Origin of the sequence: Rhodococcus ruber, from assembly GCF_016804345.1 — a bacterium.
GTDB classification, from domain to species: Bacteria; Actinomycetota; Actinomycetes; order Mycobacteriales; family Mycobacteriaceae; genus Rhodococcus; species Rhodococcus ruber.
Genome location: NZ_CP044211.1, coordinates 3690018 through 3701936, shown reverse-complemented (window position 1 = coordinate 3701936; position 11919 = coordinate 3690018). Strand labels below are relative to the sequence as shown.

The 11919-nt window shown below is 70.1% G+C and carries 10 protein-coding genes; 6 read left to right on the top strand and 4 right to left on the bottom strand.

Annotated elements, in window-relative coordinates:
- Positions 1-70: 70 nt before the first annotated feature.
- Complete coding sequence (locus F1734_RS16990; RefSeq protein WP_010596576.1) at positions 71-487, bottom strand: VOC family protein; 417 nt, start codon at positions 485-487, stop codon at positions 71-73.
- Between the two features lie 277 nt (positions 488-764).
- On the opposite strand from F1734_RS16990, the gene F1734_RS16985 reads away from it, so the two are divergent.
- A complete protein-coding gene (locus F1734_RS16985) occupies positions 765-1715 on the top strand; it encodes a linear amide C-N hydrolase (RefSeq protein WP_203010805.1) in 951 nt (316 codons plus the stop codon).
- A gap of 24 nt (positions 1716-1739) precedes the next feature.
- Here the strand turns inward: F1734_RS16985 and F1734_RS16980 are convergent, their stop codons facing one another.
- Positions 1740-2852 (bottom strand): PQQ-dependent sugar dehydrogenase, encoded by a 1113-nt coding sequence (locus tag F1734_RS16980; protein ID WP_203011881.1) that lies wholly within the window; start codon positions 2850-2852, stop codon positions 1740-1742.
- Between the two features lie 112 nt (positions 2853-2964).
- Between F1734_RS16980 and F1734_RS16975 the strand changes: the two genes are divergently transcribed.
- On the top strand, positions 2965-3756 hold the full coding sequence (locus F1734_RS16975) for a DoxX family protein (RefSeq protein ID WP_040275066.1): 792 nt from the start codon (positions 2965-2967) through the stop codon (positions 3754-3756).
- Positions 3757-3810: 54 nt separating this feature from the next.
- On the opposite strand, the gene ilvD is transcribed toward F1734_RS16975, so the two are convergent.
- Entirely contained in the window at positions 3811-5652 is a 1842-nt protein-coding gene (gene ilvD, locus F1734_RS16970; protein WP_010596572.1) for a dihydroxy-acid dehydratase, read from the bottom strand.
- A 121-nt stretch (positions 5653-5773) separates the two neighbouring features.
- On the bottom strand, positions 5774-6247 hold the full coding sequence (locus tag F1734_RS16965; protein WP_040275068.1) for a PH domain-containing protein: 474 nt from the start codon (positions 6245-6247) through the stop codon (positions 5774-5776).
- Positions 6248-6513: 266 nt separating this feature from the next.
- Between F1734_RS16965 and F1734_RS16960 the strand changes: the two genes are divergently transcribed.
- The 4 genes from F1734_RS16960 (at position 6514) to F1734_RS16945 (ending at position 11867) form a co-directional block, all read left to right on the top strand.
- The gene (locus tag F1734_RS16960; protein ID WP_026137646.1) at positions 6514-8460 is read left to right on the top strand and encodes an acetolactate synthase large subunit; all 1947 of its coding nucleotides are present in this window, start codon (positions 6514-6516) and stop codon (positions 8458-8460) included.
- Entirely contained in the window at positions 8457-8960 is a 504-nt protein-coding gene (gene ilvN, locus F1734_RS16955; RefSeq protein ID WP_010596569.1) for an acetolactate synthase small subunit, read from the top strand. Before F1734_RS16960 ends, ilvN begins: the two co-directional genes overlap by 4 nt.
- Before the next feature lie 50 nt (positions 8961-9010).
- Positions 9011-10012 carry a ketol-acid reductoisomerase gene (gene ilvC, locus F1734_RS16950; RefSeq protein ID WP_029540232.1) on the top strand — a complete coding sequence of 334 codons (1002 nt, stop codon included), beginning with the start codon at positions 9011-9013 and terminating at the stop codon, positions 10010-10012.
- Positions 10013-10088: 76 nt separating this feature from the next.
- Positions 10089-11867 (top strand): SulP family inorganic anion transporter, encoded by a 1779-nt coding sequence (locus tag F1734_RS16945; protein ID WP_010596567.1) that lies wholly within the window; start codon positions 10089-10091, stop codon positions 11865-11867.
- The last annotated feature ends 52 nt before the right edge of the window (positions 11868-11919 follow it).

The window sequence follows — 11919 nt, the reverse complement described above, 5'->3', positions numbered from 1 at the left end:
TCTTTCAGGACATGTTCTTCCACGAGAGAGGATGGCCCGCCGGGACGGCAGGCCACCCTCTCTCGTGTGTCTACTGCGATTCGCCGGCGATGTTCACCATCCACTGGATGCCGAACCTGTCGGTGCACATGCCGAACTGGTCGCCCCACGGTGCTCGCTCGAGCGGCATGGCAACGGTTCCGCCGTCGCTCAGCTTGTCCCAGTAGCCACGCAGCTCGGCCTCGTCGTCGCCGCTGAGCGAGATCGAGATGTTGTCTCCCGGGTTGTGGCTCATCTGGTTGGGGGTGTCCGCCGCCATCAGGACGAGACCGTTCGGGCTCGCCAGCATCGAATGCATGATCTTGTCCTGTTCGGACGGGTCGTCGCTCGCGTGCATCTCCGCGAACGTGCTCAGGTCCAGTTCTCCGCCGAACACGGATCGGTAGAACTCCATGGCCTGGCGGGCATTGTCGCGAAAGCTGATGTACGGATTCAGGCGTGTGGTCATGCGGGCCCCTCCCTCGGGCGTGCCACTGCTTCGGACCGATCGGCGACATTGTTGCACCGTCGCGGGCTGAGCGGGGAAGTGTGACGGAAGCAGTTGCCACACAGTGGAAGTCGAGTGATTCGGATCGTCGGGGGTGCGGGTCCTCCGCGAAAGTGCTGAGATTCGACCGAAACGTCCGTATCGTCACTGTCGTCGCGGGGAGCGGGTCGACGCTCGCGGCGCACGGGCGGCCGGTTTTCCCGTCGGACATCGTGGAGGATCAATGTGCACTCGGGCAATGTGGACCGGAAGCGGGCACGGCGTTCTCGTCGGCCGGAACATGGACTGGCGCGAGGAGATGGACACGAACCTGTGGTCGCTGCCGCGCGGGGCCGACCGGATCGGGCACGACCGTGATCCCGACCCCATGGCCTGGACGGCCCGCTACGGCAGCCTGGTGGCCACCGTCTGGGACAACGCCACGAGCGACGGGATCAACGAGGCCGGTCTGGCCGCCCACGTGCTGTGGCTCGCGGAAGCCGATTTCGGGGAACGGAACCCGGATGTTCCCGCGCTCGCGGTGTCCCTGTGGCCGCAGATCTTCCTGGACCTGTGCGGGACCGTCGACGAGTGTCTCGCGCTGATGGCCGACCGGCCCTTCCAGGTCCGTCCGCTGATCGAACCGCGGTCCCAGCGTCCCGCAACCGTGCATCTCGCCCTCGAGGACGCGAACGGCGACTCCCTGATCCTCGAGCACATCGGGGGAACGCTGCGGGTACACCACGGCCGCGCACACACCGTGATGACGAACTCGCCGCCGTACGACGAGCAGATCGAACTCCGGAAGAACTTCACCGGCTTCGGGGGATCCGAGCCGCTGCCGGGTACGACGGAAGCGTCCGACCGCTTCGTCCGGGCAAGCTACTATCTCGGCCGGCTGCCCGCCGTGGCGACGCCGACCCGTGCGTATGCGGCGCTGCTGAGCGTCATGCGCAACGTCGCGCAACCGTTCGGCGAGCCCGATCCGCAACGGCCGAACATCTCGATGACGATCTGGCGCACGCTGACGGACCTGACCGAGGGACTGTACATGTTCGAGTCGTCGTTCAGCCCGAACATCGTGTGGACCCGGTCGGCCGACCTGGACTTCTCGACCTGCCGCAGGCTCGACCTGTCGAAACCGGGTCTGCTGGGCAACGTGAGCGGCGCGTTCACCGACGCGGCCGAGCCGCCCTTCACGCTGTCGTGAAGGACCCGTGCCGAACGGTTCCGGCTAGTCGAAGCCGCCGCCCCCCGCGGGGAACTGGATCAGCACGACCCGATCGTCGTTCGGGCCCGGTTCGCCGCCGGACTTGTTGACGGTGGACACCCACAGCTGCCCGTCGCCACCCACCGCCGCGCCGCCGAGCCGGCCGTAGCGGTCCTGCACGGCCGTCACGGGCGCGGCCGTCACCGCCCCGGTTCCGGGGTCGACGGCAACCACCGCCACCGCCTTGCCGTCCGTCAGCGACACCGCGACGGCGTCCGCGCCGGCCGCGCATCCGGCCACGCCCGGACGCTCGGGCCACGTCCACGCCGGGGATGCACTCACCGCGCCGTCCACGTCGACACGCTGCAGCCGGTCCTCGAGGACGGTGCGGTCGGTGATCCACAGGTTTCCGGCGGGGTCCCGGCACACGTCACCCGCCGTCCCGATCCCGGACAGCACGACCGACGGCGTGGCAGCCGCACCCGGCGCCGGCACGGGCATGCGCAGCAGCTTCCCGGCGAGCGACCCCGGATCAGCCGCCGCGGCCGCATCTCCGGCGTTGCCGGTCAGCACCACCAGGTCGGTGGGGGAGGTGAACTCGAGCGCGCCCGCGTTCCCGCTCGCCCCCCGCGGGATCCCGGTGAACACGGGCTTGGGGACGTCGCCCGCGGCGAGCCGCACGACGCGGTTGTCGGTCGGGGTGGTGATGTAGGCGTAGAGCAGCCGATCCTCGTCGTAGGTCGGCGACAGCGCGAGATCGAGCAGCCCGCCGTCGCCGGATCCGTCGACCGGCACGGTCGCCACCTCCACCGGCTCCGTCTGCGGCGCCACCCACAGGATCCGGCCCGTGCGCCGCTCCGCGACGAGAGCGGAACCGCCGTCGGGCAGGGTGACCAGTCCGCCGGTGGTATCGAGACAGGTGGCGACCACCGCGGGATCGGGGTCCTGACACGGGCCCGGCGGTGTGGGCGGTGCGCCCGTCGTCGTGGTTGCCGTCGGGGGTTCGAGCGGTTCGAGTTCGGCGCCCGCGTCGAAACTCGGTTCCGGGGTGAACGGCGTGGTGGTTGCGTCGTCGAACCGGGCGCACGACGTGGTGAGGGCGAGCAGACCCACGATCGACGCGACCGTCGTTCGCATCCGTCGCGACCCACCGACTCTCGCGCGCCTCGTCATGTCCATGACGTTACCGGGGCGGCGCGCCCCGCCTCGGTTCCCGGGTCGGCCCACCCGGTCGACCTACCCTGGTTCGGTGACCGACAAGGCGAAAGACCACATCCCGGAGCCGACGCCGCAGGATGCCGCGGAGCCGGTGTCGAGTCCCTACGACGAACCCACGCTGGAGTTGCGGCGCCCTCGTTCGTCGATGCTCGAATCCGACGACGACCTCGACCTCGACAACTCCGCCTTCGACCGGCCGGCGCAGTACGGCTACGAGGACTCCGGCGTCGCGCCGACCGAGCAGCTGTACCGGTACGAGCCCGGCGGCGCGACCGCGGCCGCCGGCGACGCGGAGGCGGGGGTGTCGACCGGTCCGGCCGAGGCGCGGCGCGGCACCCTGGACCTGGGGCTGCTCGTGCTGCGGCTCGTCGTCGGCGGCACGATGGTGGTGCACGGGCTGCAGAAGCTGACCGGTTTGTGGGGCGGTCCCGGCATGGACGGGTTCGAGGCGATGCTCGCCGACGCCGGCTACCAGCGTCCGGCCCTGCTCGCGGTGCTCGGCGCGGTGGGGGAGGTCGCGGCCGGAGCGCTGCTGATCCTCGGGCTGCTCACCCCGCTGGCCGCCGCCGCAGTGCTGGCGATCATGATCAACGCGTGGCTGTTCCGGCAGTCCGCCGAGCCGGGACTGCAGTACTTCGCGCCCGCCGGGGTCGAGTACGAGACCCTGCTCGCGGCCACTGCGGCCGTGATCGTCCTGACCGGTCCGGGCCGCATCGCGATCGACGGCACCCGCGGCTGGGCGACCCGGCCGTTCATCGGCTCCTTCGTCGCACTGCTGCTCGGCGTCGCCGCCGGGGTCTGCCTCTGGCTGTTCGGCCGCTGACGCGGCCGGTGTGTCCTTCGGGCGGCCAGGGCAGCCCGAAGGACAGACCGGTGCCTACGGCACCTTCCGGACGGCCCCCTTGTCGGCCGAGGTGGCCAACGCGGCGTAGGCGCGCAGGGCGGTGGTGACCGTGCGCTGCCGGTCGACGGGCTGCCACGGCCGCTCCGACGCCTCCATCTTGGCGCGCCGCTCGGCGAGAACGGCGTCGTCGACGAGGACCTCGAGGGTGCGCGAGGGAACGTCGATCCGGATCCGGTCGCCGTTCTCGAGCAGACCGATGACCCCACCGGACGCAGCTTCGGGCGAGATGTGCCCGATCGACAGCCCGGAGGTGCCACCGGAGAAGCGGCCGTCGGTGATCAGGGCGCACTGCTTGCCCAGGCCCGCGCCCTTGAGGAACGCGGTGGGGTGCAGCATCTCCTGCATGCCGGGGCCGCCCGCGGGTCCCTCGTAGCGGACCACCACCACGTCACCGGGCTGCACCTTCTTGCCGAGGATCATCGAGACGGCCTCCTCCTGCGACTCGACGACGAGCGCCGGGCCCTCGAAGGTGAACAGATCCTCGTCGATGCCGGCGGTCTTGAGGATCGCACCGTCCGGGGCGAGGTTGCCGCGCAGGACGACGAGTCCGCCCTCGACGGTGTAGGCGTGCTCGACGTCCCGGATGCAGCCGCCTGCGGCGTCGGTGTCCAGCGACGACCAGCGGTTGTCGGTGGAGAAGGGCTCGGTGGTGCGGACGCCGCCGGGAGCCGCGTGGAACAGCTCGACGGCCTCGTCGGAGGCCTTGCCGGAACGGATGTCCCACGTGTCGAGCCACTCGTCGAAGCTCGCGGTGTGGACGGTGGTCACGTCCGTCTCGAGCAGGCCGCCCCGGCGCAGCTCACCGAGGATCGCCGGGATGCCGCCGGCCCGGTGGACGTCCTCCATGTGGTAGTCCGAGTTGGGGGAGACCTTCGACAGGCACGGCACCTTGCGGCTGATCGCGTCGATCGTGGTGAGGTCGAAGTCGACCTCGCCCTCCTGCGCGGCGGCGAGCGTGTGCAGCACGGTGTTGGTCGAGCCGCCCATCGCGACGTCGAGCGCCATGGCGTTCCGGAACGCGGCGGGGGAGGCGATGTTGCGCGGCAGGACCGACTCGTCCTCGTCCCGGTACCAGCGCAGCGCCGCCTCGACGACCGTGGTCCCGGCCCGCTCGAACAGCGCGCGGCGTGCGGAGTGGGTGGCCAGCGTCGAGCCGTTGCCGGGCAGTGCCAGTCCGAGCGCCTCGGTCAGGCAGTTCATCGAGTTCGCGGTGAACATGCCCGAGCACGACCCGCACGTCGGGCAGGCGCTGCGCTCGACCTCGTCGAGGCCCTCGTCGGTGACGGCGTCGTTGGCCGACGCCGAGATCGCCGTGATCAGGTCGGTGGGGGCCTGTGCGACACCGCCGACGACCACCGCCTTGCCGGCCTCCATCGGACCGCCCGAGACGAACACCGTCGGGATGTTCAGGCGCATCGCAGCGTTGAGCATGCCCGGGGTGATCTTGTCGCAGTTGGAGATGCACACCAGCGCGTCGGCGGTGTGCGCGTTGACCATGTATTCCACCGAATCGGCGATGATCTCGCGGCTGGGCAGGGAGTACAGCATGCCGCCGTGACCCATGGCGATGCCGTCGTCGACGGCGATGGTGTGGAACTCGCGCGGTACACCGCCCGCGGCCCGGACCGCCTCGGCGACGATGTCGCCGACGTCCTTGAGGTGGACATGGCCGGGCACGAACTGCGTGTAGGAGTTCGCAATCGCGACGATCGGTTTGCCGAAGTCGGAGTCGGTCATGCCGGTGGCGCGCCACAGGGCGCGGGCCCCGGCGGCATTGCGTCCGGCGGTGGTGGTGCGTGACCTCAACGGGGGCATCGGATTCCTCGGGGGCTAGGGCTCTTCGGGCTGCATGCTGCGCGGGCGCGGCGACACCGGGGGCCGGGCTCCCCCGGGCGGGGCGGGAGCGGGCCTGGGCGACGTCGAATCTACCCGTGTGCTATTTCGACTCGACGTCCGCGTCCGGCTCGGTGTCCGCGGCCTGTTCCCGTGCCTGCGCGTCGTGCGCGGCGGCGTACGGGTCGGTGATGCGCCCGCCGCTGCCCGCGGCGAGCTGGGGGAGGCGGCCGAACGTGACGACCGGGAGGGGTACCTCGGTGCCGTCGGTGCGGCGCGCGCGTGCCCAGCCCCGCTTGGGGAACCGCAGCCCGTCGAGCTCGTCCCACGCGAGCGTCCGGGTGGAGAACGCGGATCGGGCCGTGATGCCCTCGGGGCCGACGACGGTGCGCACCCGCAGCACCCACGCGGCGACGAGGAACGGGATCACCACCATCCAGCCGAACGCGGCGGGCCAGGCCAGCGCCGGAGAGGCCACTCCGAGCAGCACGAACCCGCACGCGAGCAGGGCGAGCCGGGAAATCTGGATGACCTGCGGCTGCTGTTCCGCCGTATGGGATGATGGGCGTGGTGGCACGGGCTGCTGTGGAGATGACACCTCACCATCTTCCCATTGCAGCCGAGGCATCTCACATTCTGGGACAGGTGACCGAACCAAGTTGACTGTCGGACGTTCGCGCGCCTACCGTCGAGCGCGTGAATCAGAATGGGTTGCTCGTAATCGGCCGGCGCGTCGTCGCCTGAGCCGCTTCTCGCAACTCGCCCACGACGCGCCACCCTCGTACAGCAGATGCTGCTGACGGGGGTTTTTTGTTGCCCGGAGCCAGAACCAGAGGAATCGCAGTGAGCGCACCAACCGCAAGGCCTCAACCGTCGCCGCGCAAGCCCGGGGCTGCGGCCCCGTCGCCCGCGGCCGCGGCCGCCCAGCCCGGTACCCGACGCCAGGTCGCCCCCGAGCGGGTCACCGGCGCCCAGTCGGTGGTCCGAGCCCTCGAGGAGCTCGACGTCGACACGGTCTTCGGCATTCCGGGCGGTGCGATCCTTCCCGTCTACGATCCGCTGTTCGACTCGCAGAAGGTCCGGCACGTGCTGGTCCGCCACGAGCAGGGCGCGGGCCACGCCGCGACCGGATACGCCCAGGCCTCCGGCAAGGTCGGCGTGTGCATGGCCACCTCCGGCCCCGGCGCCACGAACCTCGTCACCCCGCTCGCCGACGCGCAGATGGACTCCGTTCCCGTCGTGGCGATCACGGGTCAGGTCGGCCGCGGTCTGATCGGCACCGACGCCTTCCAGGAGGCCGACATCTCGGGCATCACCATGCCCGTCACCAAGCACAACTTCCTCGTGACCGACGGAGCCGAGATCCCCCGCGTCCTCGCCGAGGCGTTCTACCTCGCCGCATCCGGCCGTCCGGGGGCCGTCCTGGTGGACATCCCGAAGGACATCCTGCAGGCCCAGACCACCTTCAGCTGGCCGCCGGAGATGCACCTGCCCGGCTACCGTCCCGTCACCAAGCCGCACGGCAAGCAGGTCCGTGAGGCCGCACGCCTGATCGCCGAGGCGAAGTCGCCCGTGCTGTACATCGGCGGCGGCGTGATCAAGGCGGAGGCCTCTCCGGAGCTGCTCGAGCTGGCCGAGCTCACCGGTATCCCGGTCGTCACGACTCTCATGGCCCGCGGCGCCTTCCCCGACACCCATCAGCTCAACTGCGGCATGCCCGGCATGCACGGCACCGTCGCGGCGGTCGCCGCCCTCCAGAAGTCCGATCTGCTGATCACGCTCGGTGCACGGTTCGACGACCGCGTCACCGGTCAGCTCGACTCGTTCGCGCCCGACGCGAAGGTCATCCACGCGGACATCGACCCGGCCGAGATCGGCAAGAACCGGCACGCCGACGTGCCGATCGTGGGTGACTGCAAGGAGGTGATCGTCGAGCTGATCGAGGCGATCCGGGCGGATCTCGCGACGGGTACCACGCTCGACTACGCCCAGTGGTGGGAGTACCTCGACGGGATCCGGCGCACCTACCCGCTCAGCTACGACCGGCCGGCCGACGGCATGCTCTCGCCGGAGTACGTGATCCAGATGGTCGGCAAGCTCGCCGGACCGGACGCGATCTACTGCGCCGGCGTCGGGCAGCACCAGATGTGGGCTGCGCAGTTCATCGACTACGAGAAGCCGCGCACCTGGCTCAACTCCGGTGGGCTGGGCACCATGGGCTACGCCGTGCCGGCGGCCATGGGCGCCAAGATGGGTGTGCCCGACGCCGAGGTGTGGGCCATCGACGGTGACGGCTGCTTCCAGATGACGAACCAGGAGCTGGCGACCTGCGCGGTCGAGGGTGTGCCGATCAAGGTCGCACTCATCAACAACGGCAACCTCGGCATGGTCCGGCAGTGGCAGACGCTGTTCTACGAGGAGCGGTACTCGAACACCGATCTGTCCACCCACACCCTGCGCATCCCCGACTTCGTCAAGCTGGCCGAGGCTCTCGGCTGTGTCGGCATCCGGGTCGAGCGCGAGGAGGACGTCGAGGAGGCGATCCGCCGGGCGCAGTCCATCGACGACCGTCCGGTCGTCATCGACTTCATCGTCGGTCAGGACGCCCAGGTGTGGCCGATGGTCGCCGCCGGCACCAGCAACGACGAGATCATGGCGGCGCGGGGCATCCGTCCGCTCTTCGACGAGGACGAGGCGGCCGCGGAGCCGGCCGTCATCCACGAGGCACTCGAGCACGAGCGGCACCCGGAACAGCGCGGTGCCGCAGCACCAGGAGAGGATCGTCAGTGAGCACCAGTCACACCCTCAGCGTTCTCGTCGAGGACAAGCCGGGCGTGCTGGCCCGCGTGGCGAGCCTGTTCTCCCGCCGCGGGTTCAACATCGAGTCCCTCGCGGTGGGCGGCACCGAGATCCCGGAGATCTCCCGCATGACGATCGTCGTGACCGTCGACGAGTTTCCGCTCGAGCAGGTGACCAAGCAGCTCAACAAGCTCGTGAACGTCATCAAGATCGTCGAGCAGGAAGAGGATGCCTCGGTCGCCCGCGAGCTGCTGCTGATCAAGGTGCGGGCGGACGCGAGCGTGCGCACGCAGGTCATCGAGACGGTGAATCTGTTCCGCGCCAAGGTGATCGACGTCTCGCCCGAATCGCTCACCATCGAGGCCACCGGTACCCGCTCCAAGCTCGACGCCCTGCTGCGGATGCTCGAGCCCTACGGCATCCGCGAGATCGTGCAGTCCGGGGTCGTCGCGGTCGGACGCGGTCCGAAGTCGATCACGGCCACCCGTTAGCCTGAACACACCCTTATTTGCTGAGAGAGGTAACAACTGTGGCAGTCGAGATGTTCTACGACGACGACGCCGATCTGTCGATCATCCAGGGCCGCAAGGTCGCGGTGATCGGCTACGGCAGCCAGGGACACGCGCACTCGCTGAGCCTGCGTGACTCGGGCGTCGAGGTGCGCATCGGCCTGAAGGAGGGCTCGAAGTCGCGGGCCAAGGCGGAGGAGGCGGGCCTGGCGGTCGGCACTCCGGCCGAGGTCTCCGAGTGGGCCGACGTCATCATGGTGCTGGCGCCCGACACCGCGCAGGCGTCGATCTTCACCGAGGACATCGCGCCGAATCTGAAGGACGGCGACGCGCTGTTCTTCGGCCACGGCCTGAACATCCACTTCGGTCTCATCGAGGCACCGGAGTTCGTCACGGTCGCGATGGTCGCCCCGAAGGGCCCCGGCCACCTGGTGCGCCGGCAGTTCGTCGACGGCAAGGGCGTGCCCGCGCTCATCGCCGTCCACCAGGACCCGAAGGGGGAGGGCCAGGCGCTGGCGCTGTCCTACGCCAAGGGTATCGGCGGCACCCGCGCCGGCGTCATCAAGACCACCTTCAAGGAGGAGACCGAGACCGACCTGTTCGGTGAGCAGGCCGTGCTCTGCGGTGGCACCGAGGAACTGGTCAAGACCGGTTTCGACGTCATGGTCGAGGCGGGCTACGCCCCGGAGATGGCGTACTTCGAGGTGCTGCACGAGCTCAAGCTCATCGTCGACCTCATGTACGAGGGTGGCATCGCCCGCATGAACTACTCGGTGTCCGACACCGCGGAGTTCGGTGGCTACCTCTCCGGCCCGCGTGTCATCGACGCCGGCACGAAGGAGCGCATGAAGGAGATCCTGAAGGACATCCAGGACGGCACCTTCGTCAAGCGTCTCGTCGCGAACGTCGAGGGCGGCAACAAGGAGCTCGAGGGCCTGCGTAAGCAGAACGCCGAGCACGGCATCGAGGTCGTCGGCAAGCAGCTGCGCGACCTGATGAGCTGGGTGGACCGGCCGATCACCGAGACCGCCTGATCGGATCCCGCCGCTTCGACGGCCCGGCACCGCTGTGGTGCCGGGCCGTCGGCGTTCCCGGGTGGATAATGCCGTGATGTCCTGGGGTCTGGGAAAGCTGCCGGGGGTCGCCGTTGCCCGCACCTACCGGCGGGAGTGGCTGCGCCCCGACCTCACCGCCGGTCTGGCGCTCACCGCGCTGCTCGTCCCCGCGGGCATGGGCTACGCGACGGCGGCCGGCCTGCCCGCCTACGCCGGGTTGTACGCCACGATCGTCCCGCTGCTGGTGTACGCCCTGCTGGGGCCGTCGAAAGTGCTTGTGCTCGGTCCCGATTCGGCCCTCGCGCCGCTCATCGCCGCGGCGGTGCTCCCGCTCGCCGCGACCGGCGATCCACAGGAGGCCCTGGCCCTCGCGGGAGTCCTGGCCCTGCTCGTGGGTGTGATCCTCGTCGCCGCCGGTTTCCTGCGGCTCGGCTTCGTCACCGAACTGCTGTCCAAACCGATCAGGCTCGGCTACCTCAACGGCATCGCGCTGGTCGTCGTGGTGGGGCAGCTGCCGACACTGTTCGGCTTCGCGATCGACGAACCGGGTCTGCCCCAGGACCTCGCCGCGATCGTCCGCGCGGTCGCCGCGGGTGACGTCGACCCCGTCGCCACCGCCGTCGGGGTGACGTCCCTGGTGGTGATCGTGGCGTTCCGCCTCCTGCGGGCGCGCATCCCGGGTGTCCTGGTCGCCGTGGCCGGAGCGTGTGGGGTGTCCGCGCTGCTGGGCCTGACGGAGCGGATCGCCATGGTCGGGGCGCTGCCCTCCGGGTTGCCGGCACCGTCCGTGGCCGCGGTGAGCTGGGCCGACGTGCTCGCGCTGCTCGGCCCGGCAGCCGGCATCGCGCTCATCGCGTTCGCGGACACGGGGGTGCTCTCGCGGACCTTCGCGGCCCGCCGCGGCGACGACGTGGACGGCAGTACCGAGATGAAGGCCATCGGCGCCGCCAATGTCGCGACCGGTCTGTTCGGGGGATTCCCCATCTCGGCCAGCTCGTCCCGCACGCCCGTCGCCGAGCAGAACGGCGCCCGCACCCAGCTCGTCGGGGTGGTCGGCGCCGTCGCTGTCCTGCTGTTCGTGCTGCTCGCCCCCGGCGTGACCGCCTATCTGCCCGAGGCGACGCTCGCAGCGGTCGTCCTGGTCGCGGCCTCGGCGCTCATCGACGTGCGCGGGGTGGTCCGCATGTGGCGGATGAGCCGGATCGAGGCCGGCCTCGCGGCGGCGGCCTTCCTCGGGGTGGCGCTCGTCGGAGTTCTGGAGGGGATCCTCGTCGCTATCGGCCTCTCGTTCGTCGCCGTCGTGGGGCACGCATGGTCGCCGTACCGCACCGAGCTCGTCGAGCTCACCCGTGTCGCGGGCTTCCACGACATCAACCGTCACCCCGAAGGGCATCGCATCCCCGGTCTGCTGCTGGTGCGGTTCGACGCCCCCCTGTTCTTCGCCAACGGTTCGATCTTCGACGACTACGTCCGCTCGCTGGTCGCGCAGTCGCCCGAGCCGGTCGAATGGGTCGTGATCGCTGCCGAACCGATCACCGGTCTCGACACCACCGCCGTCGACGAACTCGTCGACCTGGACCGATACCTCGCAGGCAGGAAGATCCGCCTGGCCTTCGCCGCCATGAAGGGGCCCATCAAGGACCGGCTCGTACAGTTCGGGGTGGGGGACCGGTTCACCCCCGACCGCTTCTATCCCACTGTGCGGACAGCGGTCGTCGCCTTCCGGCACCGCGCGTCGTCGCCGTCCCCGGAACCCGCGCCGCGCGGTAACCCCGATCACACCGCGGGTCGCGTGTCGAAGTCGCTGCCGCGCAAGAGGAATCGTCGGCGCTGAGCTCCCGCACCCGGTACCGGCCGGCGCGTGCCGCCGACCGGGCGCTGCCCCG

Coding starts and splice junctions, on each gene's coding strand:
- F1734_RS16990 (WP_010596576.1), bottom strand. CDS start 487: ATGACCACACGCCTGAATCCGTACATCAGCTTTCGCGACAATGCCCGC.
- F1734_RS16985 (WP_203010805.1), top strand. CDS start 765: ATGTGGACCGGAAGCGGGCACGGCGTTCTCGTCGGCCGGAACATGGAC.
- F1734_RS16980 (WP_203011881.1), bottom strand. CDS start 2,852: ATGCGAACGACGGTCGCGTCGATCGTGGGTCTGCTCGCCCTCACCACG.
- ilvD (WP_010596572.1), bottom strand. CDS start 5,652: ATGCCCCCGTTGAGGTCACGCACCACCACCGCCGGACGCAATGCCGCC.
- ilvC (WP_029540232.1), top strand. CDS start 9,011: ATGTTCTACGACGACGACGCCGATCTGTCGATCATCCAGGGCCGCAAG.
- F1734_RS16945 (WP_010596567.1), top strand. CDS start 10,089: ATGTCCTGGGGTCTGGGAAAGCTGCCGGGGGTCGCCGTTGCCCGCACC.